The 17700-nt window shown below is 36.3% G+C and carries 14 protein-coding genes and 2 pseudogenes; 5 read left to right on the top strand and 11 right to left on the bottom strand.

Annotated features, from left to right (window positions below):
* Positions 1-78: 78 nt before the first annotated feature.
* Positions 79-606: a peptide-methionine (S)-S-oxide reductase MsrA gene (msrA, locus tag CWO92_RS07490; RefSeq protein ID WP_101353597.1), complete on the top strand. Its 528-nt coding sequence runs from the start codon at positions 79-81 to the stop codon at positions 604-606.
* 51 nt (positions 607-657) lie between these two features.
* On the opposite strand, the gene CWO92_RS07485 is transcribed toward msrA, so the two are convergent.
* The 3 genes from CWO92_RS07485 to CWO92_RS07475 form a co-directional block, all read right to left on the bottom strand.
* Positions 658-2286 (bottom strand): PAS domain S-box protein, encoded by a 1629-nt coding sequence (locus CWO92_RS07485; RefSeq protein ID WP_101353596.1) that lies wholly within the window; start codon positions 2284-2286, stop codon positions 658-660.
* 141 nt (positions 2287-2427) lie between these two features.
* Complete coding sequence (locus CWO92_RS07480; RefSeq protein ID WP_158176220.1) at positions 2428-3744, bottom strand: MFS transporter; 1317 nt, start codon at positions 3742-3744, stop codon at positions 2428-2430.
* Between the two features lie 321 nt (positions 3745-4065).
* Entirely contained in the window at positions 4066-5271 is a 1206-nt protein-coding gene (locus tag CWO92_RS07475) for an MFS transporter (protein ID WP_101353594.1), read from the bottom strand.
* Between the two features lie 227 nt (positions 5272-5498).
* Here CWO92_RS07475 and CWO92_RS07470 point away from each other — a divergent pair, with 227 nt between their 5' ends.
* Positions 5499-6614, top strand: coding sequence for an NAD(P)/FAD-dependent oxidoreductase (locus tag CWO92_RS07470; RefSeq protein ID WP_101353593.1), 1116 nt, complete (start codon positions 5499-5501; stop codon positions 6612-6614).
* A 739-nt stretch (positions 6615-7353) separates the two neighbouring features.
* Here the strand turns inward: CWO92_RS07470 and CWO92_RS07465 are convergent.
* Entirely contained in the window at positions 7354-8073 is a 720-nt protein-coding gene (locus tag CWO92_RS07465) for a YebC/PmpR family DNA-binding transcriptional regulator (protein ID WP_101353592.1), read from the bottom strand.
* Positions 8074-8477: 404 nt separating this feature from the next.
* Between CWO92_RS07465 and CWO92_RS07460 the strand changes: the two genes are divergently transcribed.
* Positions 8478-9263 carry an HAD family hydrolase gene (locus tag CWO92_RS07460; protein WP_101353591.1) on the top strand — a complete coding sequence of 262 codons (786 nt, stop codon included), beginning with the start codon at positions 8478-8480 and terminating at the stop codon, positions 9261-9263.
* 356 nt (positions 9264-9619) lie between these two features.
* Here the strand turns inward: CWO92_RS07460 and CWO92_RS07450 are convergent, their stop codons facing one another.
* The 3 genes from CWO92_RS07450 to CWO92_RS07440 form a co-directional block, all read right to left on the bottom strand.
* Positions 9620-10825, bottom strand: coding sequence for an MFS transporter (locus CWO92_RS07450; protein ID WP_101353589.1), 1206 nt, complete (start codon positions 10823-10825; stop codon positions 9620-9622).
* Positions 10818-11249 carry a MarR family winged helix-turn-helix transcriptional regulator gene (locus tag CWO92_RS07445; protein WP_101353588.1) on the bottom strand — a complete coding sequence of 144 codons (432 nt, stop codon included), beginning with the start codon at positions 11247-11249 and terminating at the stop codon, positions 10818-10820. Before CWO92_RS07445 ends, CWO92_RS07450 begins: the two co-directional genes overlap by 8 nt.
* 236 nt (positions 11250-11485) lie before the next feature.
* Complete coding sequence (locus tag CWO92_RS07440; protein ID WP_101353587.1) at positions 11486-12766, bottom strand: MFS transporter; 1281 nt, start codon at positions 12764-12766, stop codon at positions 11486-11488.
* Positions 12767-13144: 378 nt separating this feature from the next.
* Here CWO92_RS07440 and CWO92_RS25965 point away from each other — a divergent pair.
* Together CWO92_RS25965 and CWO92_RS07435 are read left to right on the top strand one after the other, a co-directional pair.
* A pseudogene (locus tag CWO92_RS25965) lies at positions 13145-13337 on the top strand (IS1595 family transposase); the annotation flags it as partial.
* Between the two features lie 71 nt (positions 13338-13408).
* A pseudogene (locus CWO92_RS07435) lies at positions 13409-13744 on the top strand (VOC family protein).
* 155 nt (positions 13745-13899) lie between these two features.
* Here the strand turns inward: CWO92_RS07435 and rbsB are convergent.
* Genes rbsB through rbsD form a run of 4 tightly spaced genes read right to left on the bottom strand, consistent with a single transcriptional unit; the run spans position 13900 to position 17698 of the window.
* On the bottom strand, positions 13900-14817 hold the full coding sequence (rbsB, locus tag CWO92_RS07430) for a ribose ABC transporter substrate-binding protein RbsB (protein WP_101353586.1): 918 nt from the start codon (positions 14815-14817) through the stop codon (positions 13900-13902).
* 12 nt (positions 14818-14829) lie between these two features.
* A complete protein-coding gene (gene rbsC, locus CWO92_RS07425) occupies positions 14830-15804 on the bottom strand; it encodes a ribose ABC transporter permease RbsC (RefSeq protein ID WP_101353585.1) in 975 nt (324 codons plus the stop codon).
* Between the two features lies 1 nt (position 15805).
* Positions 15806-17275, bottom strand: coding sequence for a sugar ABC transporter ATP-binding protein (locus CWO92_RS07420; RefSeq protein ID WP_437177521.1), 1470 nt, complete (start codon positions 17273-17275; stop codon positions 15806-15808).
* A gap of 27 nt (positions 17276-17302) precedes the next feature.
* Positions 17303-17698 carry a D-ribose pyranase gene (gene rbsD, locus CWO92_RS07415; protein WP_101353583.1) on the bottom strand — a complete coding sequence of 132 codons (396 nt, stop codon included), beginning with the start codon at positions 17696-17698 and terminating at the stop codon, positions 17303-17305.
* Positions 17699-17700: the final 2 nt, after the last annotated feature.

Below are 17700 nucleotides of genomic sequence, written 5' to 3'. Positions count from 1 at the left end.
GTTAGCTAATTATTGATTCCTCCCTACTAAAATGGTAATATCCTAATAATACAAGCTTTTATTTGGAGGAATTTCATCATGACAAAAGAATTAGAGTTAGCAACCTTTGCTGGGGGATGCTTCTGGTGTATGGTTAAGCCGTTTGATCAATGGGACGGGATTGAGAAGGTGGTTTCAGGTTATTCTGGAGGACATCTGGAGAATCCTACATATCAGGATGTTAAGTCGCAAACCAGTGGTCATTATGAAGTAGTGCAGATTACGTTTGATCCCGCTGTTTTTTCTTATGAAAAGTTGTTGGAGATTTATTGGCAACAGATTGATCCCACTGATGCGGGGGGACAGTTTCACGACCGCGGCGATTCGTACCGGACAGCCATTTTTTATCATACTGAGTTGCAGAAGGAACTTGCAGAGAAATCAAAACAGGCGCTTGCTGAGAGTGGGAAGTTTAAGAAGCCAATTGTGACAGAAATTCTTCCAGCAGCAACTTTCTACCCTGCTGAAGATTATCACCAAGATTACTATAAGAAGAGTCCTGAAGAATACAAAGAAGATCGTGATAAATCTGGACGAGACGAGTTTATACAAACTCATTGGAAATAATGATGTGAAAGGGATATGCTACCATGCACATCCCTTTATGTGTTCGTTTTATCATTCAATAGGTAAAATGATATTAACGGTTGTTCCCTTACCAATTTCGCTTTCGAACTGTATTTTCCCTCGATGTGCTTCGATAATTCGGTAACAGATGGTTAATCCTAAACCAGTCCCCTTTTCTTTATGAGAAAAGAACGGCTCCCCGATTCGTTTGAGCCTTTCAGCAGAGATTCCAACACCATTGTCCTTTACCCGAATTAGAACGGACTTTTCTTGATATTTAGAGACCAAGATTTGAACCTGCTCTCCCTTATTGGATGCTTCAATTGCATTTTTAATAATATTAATAAAGACCATTTTTAATTGATATTTATCACAATGTATTTTGGGAGGAGCTTTTTCGGTTTGCAGAATTAATTCGACAGACACCATGTTGGATTCTGATTTAAGCAATGAAGTTACTTCTTCTACTATTTGCAATACATCGCATTTTTTAAAAACCACTTCTTGAGGTTTCGCTAGTACAAGGAGTTCACTGACAATTTCATTGATACGATCGAGCTCTTTAAGGATAATATCAAAATACTGCTTGTATTTTCTGTCTTCTGATTCTATAAGTTGAATGAATCCTTTTATGGAAGTGAGAGGGTTCCGGACCTCATGGGCAACGCTTGCTGCAAGCTCTCCTACTACGGAAAGCTTTTCTGTTTTTCTTAAATGTTCTTCTGTTTCCTTCATTTTTGTAATATCTCTTCCGTAACCAATTACTCCAACTAGTTCATTATTAATTATCATCGGTACGGTCGTGCAGTTTAAAGTCAGCTTTTTCCCAGCCTTGCTAGTAATGTTCACTTCACTAACCTTTGGATTTCCTCCTTTGGCAATAATCCTAAATTGTTCAATGATTTTTTCCCGGCTTTCCTCAATGATTAGATGAAAAATTGGCTTACCGACAAATTCCTCCCGCCGATAGCCGCTAATCATTTCAAAAGCTGGGTTTAATTGTGTAATAATACCTTCTAAATCCATCATATAGACGAGATCAGGATTGTATTCAAATAAAGATCGATACTGTTGTTGGCTCTCATTTAGCCTTTGCTCGGCATTTAATCTTTCGGTAATATCCCTACCGATGACCACTAGCGCTTTTCTGCTGCCATCTGGATTGAACAAGGGCACCTTTATGGTTTCAAAGGTTTTTATTTCTCCGTTAGGAAGTGGTATTTTTTCTTCCGTTCGAAATTGAATTCCTTTTTCCCATGCAAGCTCATCATTACGCTTATGATGCATTAGAGTTTTTTGATAAAAGGGGGTAAATTCTGCAAGCTCATTGTCCGTCTTTCCCTTATAATGAATATGTACTAATTGGAAGAGTTTTAAACAATATTGATTTGCTTGAATCCATCGTCCACTTCCGTCCTTAAATATGACGTAATCGACCATAGAATTAATAAGAGTAGAGAGTTTTCGTTCTTCCTGCTTTATCAAATTATATTCTTCTTTTTTGCTAAGAGCGAAAAAGATAAAGCACCCCGTTAAGATAATATAGAGTATTCCTTTAATTCTTTCCACAAATAATACAGTCGTTATATTTAATCCTATATATTTCATAAGATATTCTGTTACGAAAATCCACATAAAACTAGCTATTAAATACAGAAGCAAGAATTTTCTTTTTTGCATATAATCAGCCTTCTTTGCATGCTAATATCCAAAGCACAGATAAAACAATTGTAATATAGTTTTTGTTTAGGAATCAAATGCTAAAAAAACCCAGTTCCTTCCCTTTCAATAAAAAACCTGCACCGAGTACAGGCTTTTTTATCATGTAGAAGCTGGAACCATCGATTCCTTCGATCCTTCATCTTTATCCAGTAATTTAATTTCTTTATGAAACGATAGTAGGATAGTTGTAAGTAACCAAATAATACCCAACAACATCAAAAACAATCTAATTCCACTATTTTCACCTACACCTAACCATCCACCAAGTAATTTGCCACCGATAGCATGAGAAGACATCAAAGGAGCAAATACATGATCTAAAAGTGGTGCTGATAACATGTAAGATATAGGCATAAGAGACATGGCTATCATTCTTCGTAATGCAAATACTCGGCCTTGTATACTTGGTTCCACTTTGCTTTGCCAAATAACCTGTGAGCAAGTATTCCCAAATGGTAAGAAGAAAAAGGTTACGAAGAGAAATACACACATGACTGGAATCGAGTGGCACCCCCATACAAAGGTAAAAAATAACGAGCTAATAAGACCAAATCCGAATACACCTCTTGTTTTTCTTTTCGGTCCACCCCAAGCACTTATTACTAAACCACCTAAGACCATACTTAATCCAATACAGGACATAACAAAGCCAAGATTTTTTGCATCGCTCATAGATAATATAAGCGGCTGAAGCAATACGTTTTCGAAGCCTAATATAAAATTAGCCAGAGAAAAATAGGTTAAAAACCATAATAAAGCCTTATTTATGCGTAAGTATTGAATACCATCTTTTATATCCAATAAAATAGATTGTTTTTTTCTAAATGATTCCGAAAACTGGATTGGCGGGATTTTTACTATTAACAAAGAGAAAATTGCCAAAAAGAATGAGAAAAAATCGATGATGAGGATTCCTTGAATATGAATAAATGGAAGTAAGATACCTGCTATCGGTGGGGCAACGATACTGGAAGCAGCATCTGACATCTGAATAAGTCCGTTTGCACGTCCAAGATGTTTCCTTTCTACGATTTGTGCAACGATTGATTGATAAGCAGGAAACTGCATGGAACCCGCAACGGACCACATAATAACAGCTGTATAGATATGCCATAATTGTAATTGGGAAAAGAAAACTATCGCAAAAACACCTAATGTTGCAAATCCTGATAAAATATCGCTAGCAAGCATCATTCCCTTTCGATTCCACTTATCCACTAATGCACCAGCAAATGGTGAAATGATTAATCCAGGGATCGACATGCACAGTAATGTAATAGCAAAATTAGAAACAGAACCTGTTTGTTGTAAAATATATACTCCTAATGCGAACGATGTTAAACTTGAGCCTAATAATGACCCGAGCTGACCTCCCCATATGAATAAAAATGACTGCAACCCCTTATTCTCTGACACCCTATTTCCCCCTACTGAAAAATTTATTTGCAAACAAGGATAGAAGAATACCTTTCTCTTTTTCCATTTTAAGTTCTTATTTCTGATGCTTCCTCCCTAATTAAAAAGACTGTTTCCGATTCTTGTTTCTCTACTGGATGAGGTATAAATTTAAAGTGCGGAATAAGCTTTGATTATTGGGCTTGCGCCTTTTTTTACGATTCAGAAAAATTTGAACACCCCATTAAAATTGATTGTATGAGGCAATTAATATAAACGCAACATTTTTTTGAAACATCATACAAAATATAAAAAAGCTATCCCAAAAAAGATAGCTTATATCTATTCTAACTCTAATTGCTTTGTTTCCTTTCCCAAAAACATGACAAACAATACACCAATGATGATTGAAATACAGAATATAGTAAAAATAAAGTCTGTAGAAACCTTCTCTGCAACGAGATTTCCTACTAGTAATGGACCGAATATGCCACCCACTCGACCAAAGGCAGCTGCCATGCCTGTACCTGTTCCGCGGAAAATCGTTGGATATTGTTCTGGTGAGTACGCATAAAGTGCCCCCCATGCTCCTAAATTAAAGAACGATAAGAACATTCCAGAAACCATCAGCATGGTTAAGCTGTCTCCATTTCCAAAAAGATAAGCAAAAACTGCTGTTCCAAGTAAAAAAGTGACAAGCACAAACTTTCTTCCAACCTTTTCAATCAGCCATGCTGCTGTAAAGTATCCTGGCAGCTGAGCAAGTGTCATAATAAGTACATATTCAAAACTTTTTATTAGGCTGAATCCTTTTAATACCATCACACTTGGTAACCATAAAAACATTCCATAGTATGAAAAGACAACGGTAAACCAGACAACCCACAACATTAAAGTTCTTTTTGCATATTTTTTAGACCATACTTGCTTCATTTTTGTTATTACGGATTGATGTTTTGCTTGATTGGTCAATTGGAATCTTGGCGAATCCGGCAAACTTAAACGTAAATATATGGCGTAAAATGCTGGAATCGTACAGATCAATAAGGCGATTTTCCAACCAAAATGCGGGATAATAAAATAGGAAATTAGTGCGGCAATTAACCATCCGCCAGCCCAGAAGCTTTCTAGTAATACAACTACCCTGCCTCGATCTTTAGTTGGCACACTTTCTGAGACAAGAGTAGAAGCTACTGGCAATTCACCACCTAATCCCATACCTATCAGAAATCGCAAAATCAAAAATATACCTAAAGTTGGCGCCAGTGCCGAAAGTCCGCTGCCGATAGAAAAGAACAATAATGTAATCATAAAGATTGCTTTTCGCCCGAATTTATCAGCTAGAATTCCAAAAAGAAGCGCACCGACAGCCATTCCTATCGAATTTATACTGCCTATCCAACCCATTTCTGAAGGATTTAGATTCCAATCTTTTGCCAGAGCAGCAATGACAAAGGATAAAATTCCTACGTCTAATGCATCAAACATCCACCCTGTCCCGGATATGAGAAGCAACTTTTTTTGCGACACTCCTAAACTTTTTTCCATAAAGTTGTACTCCTTTGATTAAGTAAATTTTTTGAGAATAGTAGATTCGTATCATTACCTTTTCCAACATGAAATATAACATGTAAATATACAGTTGTAAAGACACCTATAAAGACTTTTGTAAATTACTTATTTCTACAGAAATACTTATGTGAATGATTCCCTTGAATTCATTTGCATATCATGGTTATGATTAATTTGGACAAAGTAAATAAAGGATGTTTTAAATGAAAAAATTTATTGTAGTTGGAGCTGGTATTTTAGGAGCTTCCACCGCCTATCATCTTGCAAAAGCGAATGCCGAAGTTATGGTGGTAGATCGGAAGGATATTGGGCAGGCAACAGATGCCGCAGCGGGGATTGTTTGTCCATGGCTATCGCAAAGAAGAAATAAAGCTTGGTATCAATTAGCGAAAGGAGGAGCTAAGTATTATCCAACTCTAATTAAAGAATTGGAAAAAGACGGAGAAATACATACTGGGTATGCCCGTGTGGGTGCCATAAGTATCCATCAAGACGAAGAAAAGCTAAAGGCAATGGAAAAGCGCGCAATCCAACGGAGAGAAGATGCACCTGAAATTGGGGAAGTGAACATTCTATCCCCCAAGGAAACAAGAGAATTGTTTCCTCCTCTAGCTGAAGGGTATGGGTCCGTGTATGTAAGCGGAGCTGCCCGTGTGGATGGTCGTGCACTACGAGATGCACTACTTAACGGGGCGGAAAAACATGGGGCGAAAATAATACATAGTGACGCTAATCTGGTATGGGAAGATAATAAAGTAACCGGTATCGTTGCTAATGGAAATTCATTTTTTGCCGATTCCGTCATCGTAACCGCTGGAGCCTGGGCAAATCAACTTTTAGAGCCGCTTGGCGTGAACTTTCAGTCCCATTTTCAAAAAGCGCAAATTATTCATTTGGCATTACCTCAAACAGATACACGGATATGGCCAGTAGTAATGCCTCCAAGTGACCAATATTTATTAGCTTTTGATGATGGTCGTATCGTCATAGGTGCAACACATGAAAATGATGTAGGATTCGATACCAGAATTACTGCTGGCGGAATGCAAGAGATCTTCAATAAGGCTTTGGAGATTGCACCAGGGTTAATGAACAGTACCTATATCGAAACAAGGGTAGGTTTTCGCCCATTTACCCCTGGATTCCTACCTGTAATTGGTGAACTTCCTGGTTTTAAAGGAATACTAGTTGCAAATGGACTTGGCGCTTCAGGCTTAACAATGGGTCCGTTTATCGGTTCAGAACTATCAAAATTAGCTTTAGGAGAAGAACTAGATATTAACTTGGATTTTTATGATGTATCTGGTGCTATTAAATAAAAAGCGGATCACTTGATCTGCTTTTTATTTAATAATCTATCATCTGATTTCATTTTAATAGGCATACATAAAAAAAAGATCCAGCCAAAAAGACTGGATATAAAGAATAGGTTAAAAAGTTAGGGGGCAATCTTCTATTCAGATATTATTGTAAACAAAATGAGAGATTATTTCATGAGTATAAATTAATAGGATTAATTATCCATTTTTCATTCTGTTTTCTCTTTCTATACCTTTTCTAGTTCAAATTTATCAACGAAAAAAAAGATAAAGAGTCCTATGTTATCAAAAACATTTCTATAAAAGAAATTTTATTTAGGATGGTTTTCAATAAAATTTTTCTATTATGTTATTGATATTCTCTTGACATTATAATTGATAACGATTATCATTATCACCAAGGACACAATTTACCCTTGAGACTCTTTCACTTTCCCCTTTCTTGAAAGAGTCTCTTTATTTACCATGAAGGTGTGATCAAATGATAATTCTGCCACTAATTATTACTGTCGCATTTATTACTTTTATAAGCGTTGTGTTTTATATACATAATAAAGAATCGAATAGATAAACACACCTGCATCTTACCATCCCTACATGATTCATGCTTTCTCTAATTTTATATTAATGTTCTTTCAAATAAAAAACCCCACCTTTGTATAAAATCTATACAAAAAGTGGGTTTCTATTTAACTTCATTCATTGATCAAGTAAAGCCTGGACAAATCTTCTTTACCTATTACTCGCCTAAATCTACATTATGATACACTTGCTGTACATCGTCTAAATCTTCCAATGCATCAATTAATTTTTCGAATTTAGCTTTTGCCTCATCATCCAGGGTTACTTCATTTTGTGCCATCATGGTAATTTCAGCAACGGAAAATTCTGTTATCCCAGCTTGTTTGAATGCTTCCTGTACTGCATTAAATTGATCTGGATCGGCATAAACAATTACAGAATCGTCTTCTTCTACGATATCACGTACATCTACGTCCGCTTCCATTAAAAGTTCAAGTGCTTCTTCCTCTGATTTTCCTTCAACACCAATAACTGCAGTTGAATCAAACATATAAGCAACAGAACCGCTCACGCCCATGTTACCGCCATTTTTGCCAAATGCAGCGCGGACGTCTGCAGCTGTACGGTTTACGTTGTTTGTCAAGGCATCAACGATTACCATCGATCCGTTCGGACCAAATCCTTCGTAGCGAAGTTCATCATAACTTTCATCTGAACCTCCCTTTGCCTTTTCAATAGCACGATCAATAATATGTTTTGGAACGTTATATGTTTTAGCACGTTCAAGTACGAATTTCAATGCTTGGTTTGCTTCAGGATCTGGTTCCCCTTGTTTTGCCACTACATAAATTTCACGACCGAACTTTGCATAAATTCTACTTGTATTGGCATCTTTAGATGCTTTTTTGTCTTTAATATTATTCCATTTACGACCCATTCTTGAACACTCTCTTTCTGATTTGAATCTAGCCTTGTAAATAATAATAAGTATATTAAGCTATAATGTCGTATTCTTGCATCCTATATTATACCGCAAAAAATGCATTTGTTAAATGCTTAACATTATCGCTGACGATGAGTCCCTAATTTTCAAATAAAGGGAAGCGAAAAACGAATATTCCACACTAGCTTATCTTTTATGTTAAAATGCATTTATTAAAAGCTCTTTTCTTAAAATTTGTTGTTTTTGGTAATGGAAACCCTGTTAACCTCTTCTTATAGTGGCCTTTTTAGTAAATGTTGCCTCCGACACCAAGTCTAATTTAGGATTTATAACCACTTAGTAAAAACAACAATTTGTACGAAAATAGCTTTATAAAAAAGAGATATTGGAGAAGGATCATGAGTAACTACAAAATTTTATTTTTAGACATCGACGGAACGATCATCCGTCCAGACGATACTATTGAGGATTCTACGAAAGTTGCTATTAAAGAAGTGAAAAAACAAGGGATAGAAGTTTTCCTTGCTACAGGAAGACCTCTACATGAAATTTCTGATATTGCCGAACAGCTAGATATCCACTCTTTTATCGGCTACAATGGTGCCTATGCAACTTATCGGGAAAAAGATGTTGTAAGAGAGCCAATGGACTCTGTGGTAATAGAAAAGTATCTTCAAATTGCGAAAAAGCATCAACATGAAATTGTTTTTTATACCGATAAAAATAATGCTTTTACGAATATGGAATCAAAATATACAAAAGAAATGATAGAAAAATTTCACTTACATAAAAATATCTCTTTTACGCCCGATATTGTTAAGGACATTCTTGGAGTAACACTTGTTAATGTTGGTGAGAATGAAACAGAACTGTATAATCACCAAGGAATCCACCTTTCTCAGGTCAATGTAGATGGTATGCGACATTGTTATGATGTTATACGGGATAAAGTGAATAAAGGTTTTGCAGTTAAAAAAATACTTGAACTACTTGATATCCATCCAGAAAATGCAATTGCTTTTGGTGATGGAATGAATGATAAAGAAATGCTTCAATTTGTGGGGGAAGGTTTCGCGATGGGAAATGGGCATCCCGATTTGTTTTCCTATGCCAAACACAAGACTACAGAAGTAACTGATTCGGGTATTTATAACGGTTTAAAGAGCCTAGGGCTATTGAATTAAAGTTGTGTGAGTCTTCTCATTAGAGAAGGCTTTTTTTGTTCCCTCATTACTTTTTCATTCAAAACTGAATATATATAATGAAAAAGGGGAAATGAAAAATGAAGGAAAAAATTTTAGAGATATGTTGTACAAATAAAAATTGCAATACGTGGTTTCAATCACCTTTTACATTTGGAAATTTGGATGGTTTTAATGTAAGCGCATTCAAAGGTTTATATGCTCAATGTCCCAATTGCGGACATATGGTCACGGGAACAACAAATAACTACCGTGTAATCACCCTTAAAAGAGAGTGCTGTTAATAATAAAAAAGGAGCATCCGTTTCATCGAATGCTCCTCTTCTAAAATATTTACCTTATTTAGCTGGTGCTTCAGTAAAATTTCTCTTTTCTTTTGAAGTTTTTCTACCATGCAAGAAATAATATAAGAATATACATACAATAGATAGAATCCCCATGTATTCATATACACCTCGGTATCCAACTGCAGGGACTAACATTCCTAATATAAATGGTCCAATTCCTATCCCTGCATCCATGAACATATAATATGTTGAGGTTGCTAACCCCATTCGATGACGTGGTGATACTTTAATAGCGATGGCTTGCGCACTTGAAATAAATGTTCCGTATCCTAATCCAACGAAAATTCCCGAGATAATGATGAAATATCCATGACTTGCCTGACTTAACACAAATAGTCCAATGGCTAAAGCTAGAAAAGATGGATACATGACAATGTTTTCACCTTTCGTATCAAACCATCTACCTGTAAAAGGTCTTGAAACTAAGATGGCAATTGCATAAATTATAAAGAAAAAGCTTGCAGTATCTACTAGATTAATTTGTTGTGCAAAGGATGTTAAGAATGCAAGAACGCTAGAATACCCCAATCCTACTAAGATAGCCATAAACGAAATAGGAAGAGCTTTTCCTTCAAAGAAATTGCTCAGTTTGAAGCCTTTCATTTTTTCTAATTGTTCTTTTGATATTTCCACTTTTGGTACCTTTAAGAAGAAGGCTGCCACTAAGCTTAATGCCAATAAAATTGAACAAACAGCAAAGTTCATGTTAAACCCGATATGTGCATTAATGAACATTCCTAAAAATGGACCAAATGCAGCCGCAAGTGTTGTACTTAAAGCATAATAGCCCGTACCCTCCCCACGTCTCTCATTTGGTATAATACTGGAAACAATTGTACCGGTTGCAGTTGATGCAATACCTAAAGCTGCACCGTTTATAAAGCGAATGATTAAAAGAAATGCCATATTATTTACTACAAAATATAATAGCGTTGTTACTAATATAAAAACTAATCCAATATAAAGTAATTTCTTGCGCCCTACTTGTTCTATATATTTTCCTGAAAATAAACGGGCAATTAACGTTCCGATAACAAATATACCAGAAGCTAAACCTGCAATACTTGGTGAAGCATGAAATTTGTCTGTTGCATAGACAGTTATCGTTGCAATTAATAAATAAAAGGTAAAATACAAGAAAAAGTTAGATAAAGAGACAATTAAAAAATCCTTTGTCCATAACTTCGGTTTACTCAATGCTGTTCCCTTCCTTGTTTATAATATTTTGTCTGATTTTCGGTAATGTTTGGTATGTTAGTTGCTGTTCCTCCGTTGGGATGCCTTTCATTACGCTTTCCTCAAGGAGTGTTATTTTTTGGCGGCAAACTTGGTATATTTCTTCCCCTGTTTCTGTTAATTGAATGATTTTTTCTCTGCGATCTTTGCCAGGAATTTGTTTAACGAGCATCTTTTCTTCCAAGCGTTGAACAGCCCGCGTAATGGTAGGCTTCTCTACGTTGTAATAACTAGAGATATCAACGAGTGTGGACGGTCCATTTTTTTTGACATAAAAAATAATTTGCCATAAAGAATAAGACAGATCGTATTCACTTAATAATTCATTCAGTTTACTGATGAGGGGACGATATAATCTTATAAATCGCTGAAAAAATCCTTGCATCATTTCCCTCCCATACCTTGTGGCTTATGCTGATGGTAAACCTTATTTTTATGGTTTTAAATTTAATAGTTACCCTAAGTAATGATTACCATAGGTAACTATACTCCCTCTACAAATTATTGTCAATACAAAATCTAGTATGTTTCACTAGAAAAATAACTATGCTCCGAATGTATGCGATTTCTTATTTTAAACAATAAAAAGACCTGTTTATGGCAGGTCTAATTCTTCTTTCTTCAAATTTCATTGGAACGCAGTGCTGTTTCTTTTGTTTGTACATTGTGCAGCGATTCTTTGATGAGAATTCCTCCAAGTATCGCTAACAATGAGAAAAGAACTGGAATTAAAAAACCATATTGATAACCAATCGCATTAGGTGCATGTTGAAAATGATCCAATACCTTTCCAAATATACTCGGTAATAAGACAGCACTCAAAAAGCCTCCGGTATTAGCAAAGCCTGACACTACACCAACCTCTTTTATATCGAATGACTTTCGAACAACTGCAAACGTTAGAGCACTGGCACCATTTCCATAGCCAATAATGAGAAAAAGTACAATTAACATAATGTACGGAGGTTTTCCGCTACATACCAGAAAGGATAGCCAACTTAAAAAGATAATAATTTGCACCACTAAATAAGGTTTTTTATTGGAACCCATACGACCGGAAATCCATGTTGTAAGCGGCGCTCCAACAATAGCACCAATCAGACCAATCATAATTAGCTGACTAGCCCCCGAGCGTGTCATACCATATACAGACATGCCGTATGGAACCGCCCACGATCCAATAAACCCAACATAAGTACCAACTATTCCAAAATGGCATAGAAACGTAGCCCATGCTTGCCTGCTGGAAATAAGGCGTCGTAAGATGGTGATTGTTTTATCCCGTTTTTCATGTTTGGGTAAGGTCGGTTTTTCAACTACTTCCCATTTCTTTGGCCATTGCACTAGAACAAAATAAAGTAAAATACCAGTAACAATAATTAGTATTCCAAAGGTTAAAAACGGTTTTCTCCATCCGAAGGCAGCAATCATACTGGAGAAAGGGACTGATGCCATAATGGATCCAAAACTTCCGGACATACCTGCCCAACCTAATAATCCGACAAATTCATTTACTTTGAACCACTGGCTTAAGATCAGAACCAAATTGATCCATATTGTAGCATCTCCTAGACCAACCAAAAGTCTTGCAACAAAAAGCAATGCTTCATTTGGTGCAAGACTATACAAAAATGTTCCGATTCCATTTAATAATGTACCGACAATAAGAAATCGATTCGGTCCAAAACGATCAGACAAAATGCCGATTGGAATTTGCAATGCGGCATATGCTAAAAACTGAATACTAGTTAATGCACCAATAGTAGAGGCTGTAATATGGAACTCCTTCATTAATTGATCTGAAATAAGGCCAGGGGCTGTTCTTTGACTTACAATAATAAAATAAGCAAACAATACGGTAGTAAAAACAACCCAGCGATACCTGCTATTCTGTTTATCCACTGCTCTCTTCTCCTGTTGTCTTTTTCCCCTATTATAATCCATTTTTCAATATTTAGGGTTGCTAATTAAAATGTAGGCGCTTACTAATCGAAAAATTTTTCTTGCTAAATAATGGCCCCATTATTCAGCAAGTTTTGTAGGTTTATCGAATATTCACCTGCAAAAAAATCGAATGATTGAATGCTAATGTATTCGACTTTTTGTAAATGACTTTTTAAACTGTGGCTCAGATAATCTGAATAACCAAAAATGGTTGGCTTTTTTTAGATTTTGAAGGGATAGTAGAAATCATGAGAAAGCAAAACGGAATATCCAAGAACGAAAACCAAGGCTATGCAGTAGGAGTTGAGAGGAATAAGCAAGAACCAATGGCAGGGAGAGCGAGTTAAAGGGATTTATCTTATCCCGAATGTAAATCGTTATCACAGTCGTTTAAAGAACTGGATGGAGCTTTTAATGGTGTAGACAGCAAATATCTGGACCATTATTTGAGCTGGATCCAATCTTAGACACTATCAAACATAAAATAGCTAACTTTACGATAACCAAAATGGTTTTAGACAGTTGTTAATACATCTTAATCGGAAGGAAAAAGGGATTTAGAAAGGAAACTAAAAAGATATTAAATAAAGGTGAGATTCTATGAATAAATCATTTATTGAACAAGTACATTATATTAGAATTCCTGTAAAAGATTTAGAACTGTCTGCACAATGGTATAAAGATGTGTTAGGACTGCAGTTATTAAACATTACTAAGGAACTTGGCAATTTTAAAAGTAAATGAAGGACCTTTCTTACTTATTTTTGTTCCTACCGAAGATGAAACATTTGCGCATTTTACAATTAATAATAAACAAGTATTTAGCATTAGCTTTACAAGTCCATAATTATCTAAATTTCATCAGCACTTAATGGATAATCAAGTTAAAGTCGAGGATATAAAAAAGATCATGGTCATGCCTTTTTCCACTTCTAAGACCCTAACGGAAATAAACTTCAAGTACACTGGTAAAAGTATAAGAAATAAATACTAAACATCCCCAGATATTGTTTAATAACAGCGTGTCAAAATAGAACCAAGATTTGGCATAATACGAAAAACCCGTGTCGTATAAAACACGGGTTATCTAATTATTTATGTGTCATCAATTTTAACGGTGCAGGAATATATTTTTTCACTTTCTTCCCTTTTAGCACATCTCCTGCCGCATTAACCGCTAATTTACCGATAAGTTCCGGTTGTTGAGCTACTGTAGCATTTAATTTTCCGTCTTTAATCGATTTCAGAGCATCGTCATTTCCGTCAAAACCAACGACGACAATATTTTTACCTGAACTATTAATTGCTTCTAGTGCCCCTAAAGCCATTTCGTCATTTTGCGCAAAAACTGCCTTAATATCCGGATGACCTTGAATCAGATTTTCCATAACGTTCAGCCCTTCTGTACGGTCAAAATGTGCGGATTGGCTTTCCACTACTTGAAGCTCTTTGTCTGCAATTTCGTGGAATCCTTTTCCTCTTTCACGTGTAGCTGAAGCTCCAGGTACCCCCTGTAATTCCACTACTTTTGCATTCTTCCCAACTTGATCAATAATATAATTAGCCGCCATTTTCCCACCTTTGATGTTATCAGAAGCCACTAATGTTTCTACTTTGCCTTTATCGGATGATCGGTCCAAGGTAATAACCGGAACCCCAACCTCATTAGCCGATTGTACCGCCGTTGAAATGGCTGCTGAATCAGTTGGGTTGATTAACAGAACATCCACACCTTGTTGTAATAAATCTTGAATATCATTTACTTGTTTTGCGGAATCATTTTGGGCATCCACTACCGTCACATGCATTCCGTTTGCTTTCGCTTCCTTCATTACCCCATCTTTAAGCGATACGAAGAAAGGATTATTTAATGTTGAAACCGACAAACCAATTTTTATATTTTTTAAATCATGCTTTTTAGCTGGTTTTGCCCAATTTGGCGGTTCCATTGAGCAAGCTCCCAATAAAAAGAGCGATATAGTCATCATCAATATTACTAATTTTTTCATAACGTATCCCTCCTATGCTGCCGCTTTTTTGCGATCTAATAAGACTGCAATTAAAATGACGATTCCCTTTACAACCATTTGATAAAAGGATGATACACCGAGCAAGTTTAATCCGTTATTTAAAGTACCGATAATTAATGCACCAATGAGTGTACCAAATATTTTCCCGCGGCCGCCTGATAAGCTTGTCCCACCTAAAACAACTGCTGCAATTGCATCTAATTCATAGGAGGTTCCTGCTGTTGGCTGTGCAGAGTCAAGACGTGATGTTAAAATGGCTCCGGCTAATGCAGAAAGGAGCCCGGCTAATGAATAAATCATTACTTTCACTTTCGTTACTTTTATACCGGAAATCAGCGCAGCCTTTTCATTTCCCCCGATTGCGTATGTTTTACGACCAAAAGAGGTCTTATGAAGAATAAGGTATAAGATTACAAATGTAATAATCATCGTAACAGCTGGAACTGGAATGCCAAATTGGTAACCGCGTCCAAATAATTGAAATAAATGACTGTTGCTTAATCCGGTAATTGGATTTCCGTCTGTATATACGAGTGTAAGTCCGCGAAAAACGGTCATAGTAGCTAATGTTGCAATAAATGGGGCCATTTTTCCTTTTGTTATTAACAAACCATTAATCATTCCCATTACTCCGCCTAAAAGCGATCCAATAATAATGGCTAAAATAGGATCTAATCCGGATACCATCATGCCAGCCATCAGCGCACTTGATAAAGCTAATATGGATCCGACTGACAAATCAATTCCTCCGGTTAAAATAACAAAGGTCATTCCAAATGCGATTAAAGCATTGATGGCAATTTGTCTTAATAGATTTAAAATATTTAAAGGTTGCAGAAAACTTGGATTTAAGATTGAAACAATAACTACGATGATGATAAATCCTAGGAGTGGACCCAGTTTTTGCATGACATTACTTACATGGTTAACTCGTATTTCTGATTTCCCCTCGCTTACTGCTTTCATCTTACTGACCTCCCGTTGCTAATGTCATAATTCTCTCTTGTGTTGCTTCTTTTTTCGTTAATTCTCCGCTGATTTTGCCTTCATGAACAACGTAAATTCGGTCACTCATCCCAAGTATTTCTGGAAGTTCCGAAGAAACCATAATAATGGCGACTCCTCTTTGCGTTAATTCATTCATTAATTCATATATTTCTCTTTTGGCACCAACATCCACACCTCTTGTCGGTTCATCCATGATTAATACCTTTGGACCAATTCCAACCCATTTTGCTATTACGACCTTTTGCTGATTTCCACCGGAAAGGCTCCCGACATTCGTGGATGCAGACTCTGTTTTTACCGTTAATCGCCTAATAAGCATATTCACAAAATCACGTTCACTTTTTTCTTGCATAAATCCCTTTGGCGCAAAGCTTTTTAAGCTAGGCAATACCATGTTTTCTGTGATGGAAAAATCTAAAATGAGACCTTCATCTTTTCTGTCCTCTGTAATAAATCCAATTCCGAGATTAATAGCCTGATGCGGTTTTTTAATAGATACTTTCTTTCCGTCTATCCAAACCTCCCCTGAATCCAGAGGATCTAATCCGAAAATAGCTCTCATAATCTCAGTTCTACCGGAACCCATTAGCCCTGAGAAACCAATAATTTCACCAGATTTCACCGAAAAGCTGACATTTTCAAAGACATCGTTTCTTGACAAATCTTTCACTTCCAAAATGGTTTGTCCTAGATTAGGAGTACGCTCAGGGTATCGTTCCGTCAGTTCCCTGCCGACCATTTTCCGCACTACTTCATCAAAATTAGTTTCTGGAATCTTATTGGTATCCACTGTTTTTCCATCCCTCATAACCGTAATGCGGTCGCAAATGGTAAAAATCTCCTCCATTCGGTGGGAAATATATACAATTGAAACGCCTTCTTTTTTCAATGCAGCAATCACTTTAAATAATTTTTGAATTTCTCTTTCCGTAAGTGCTGCTGTTGGTTCGTCCATGATAATTACTTTGGAATCCGTCAGTAATGCTTTAGCAATTTCAATGATTTGCTGTTGACCAACGGAACAATGACCTGCTTCTGCATCCAAAGGTATCGTTACAGATAATTTATTAAACTGCTCCTTTGCTAATGTTTTCATTTCTTGCGTTTTTAAAAAACCAAAGGAGTTTTTCCGTTCTTTACCGATAAATAAATTTTCCAATACCGTCATATCTGGCCAAACGTTCAATTCTTGATGGATGAAGGTTATTCCAAATGTTTCAGCCTCTTTTGGATTACTGAAGTTGGTTTCCTTTCCATCAATGACAATACTCCCCTGATCCATTTTGTGTAAGCCTGTTAGAATATTCATTAGCGTTGATTTCCCAGCACCATTTTCTCCCATCAACGCATGTACTTCACCATTATGAAGCTCAAAGTTCACACCCGATAGCACTTGATTGGCACCAAAAGCTTTATGGATATTTCTCATGGAGATCTCCACCGTACTCACTCCTTTTTAAAAAATGACGCCTGCTTGTAAAATGCAGTTAGCATATGGTGTCGCTTCACCAGTACGAATGACAGCCTTAGCCTTTTTCGTTAACTCTTTCAATGTTTCGTGGGATACCCTCTCCATTAAAACATCTGGAAATGTATTATTAATAAATTGATAGATTGCTAGATTATTTGTTTCCATTTCATCCGCAATCACCATCTTTTCTATTACCATATCTTCCGCGATGGCAGATACAACCTCTTTAAAACTAGGTGTCCCTAGCTTTAAAGATAAATCAATTCTAAGCACACCATCCGGAATAGGTAATCCTGCGTCTGCAATAACAATTTGATCGGTATGCCCAAGATCAGATAATATTTTTGAAATATGGCTATTTAATATTCCATGTCGTTTCATAC

Source organism: Heyndrickxia camelliae (assembly GCF_002844575.1).
GTDB classification, from domain to species: Bacteria; Bacillota; Bacilli; order Bacillales; family Bacillaceae_C; genus Margalitia; species Margalitia camelliae.
The sequence above is the reverse complement of the archived record's forward strand: the minus strand, read 5'-3'. Positions and strand labels throughout refer to the sequence as shown.

Bases quoted from the DNA above. Each gene is read 5' to 3' on its own strand.
- rbsC (WP_101353585.1), bottom strand. From the start codon at position 15,804: ATGAAAGCAGTAAGCGAGGGGAAATCAGAAATACGAGTTAACCATGTA.
- CWO92_RS07420 (WP_437177521.1), bottom strand. From the start codon at position 17,275: ATGAGAAATATCCATAAAGCTTTTGGTGCCAATCAAGTGCTATCGGGT.
- msrA (WP_101353597.1), top strand. From the start codon at position 79: ATGACAAAAGAATTAGAGTTAGCAACCTTTGCTGGGGGATGCTTCTGG.
- CWO92_RS07485 (WP_101353596.1), bottom strand. From the start codon at position 2,286: ATGCAAAAAAGAAAATTCTTGCTTCTGTATTTAATAGCTAGTTTTATG.
- CWO92_RS07475 (WP_101353594.1), bottom strand. From the start codon at position 5,271: ATGGAAAAAAGTTTAGGAGTGTCGCAAAAAAAGTTGCTTCTCATATCC.
- CWO92_RS07470 (WP_101353593.1), top strand. From the start codon at position 5,499: ATGAAAAAATTTATTGTAGTTGGAGCTGGTATTTTAGGAGCTTCCACC.
- CWO92_RS07465 (WP_101353592.1), bottom strand. From the start codon at position 8,073: ATGGGTCGTAAATGGAATAATATTAAAGACAAAAAAGCATCTAAAGAT.
- rbsB (WP_101353586.1), bottom strand. From the start codon at position 14,817: ATGAAAAAATTAGTAATATTGATGATGACTATATCGCTCTTTTTATTG.
- CWO92_RS07445 (WP_101353588.1), bottom strand. From the start codon at position 11,249: ATGCAAGGATTTTTTCAGCGATTTATAAGATTATATCGTCCCCTCATC.
- CWO92_RS07460 (WP_101353591.1), top strand. From the start codon at position 8,478: ATGAGTAACTACAAAATTTTATTTTTAGACATCGACGGAACGATCATC.
- rbsD (WP_101353583.1), bottom strand. From the start codon at position 17,698: ATGAAACGACATGGAATATTAAATAGCCATATTTCAAAAATATTATCT.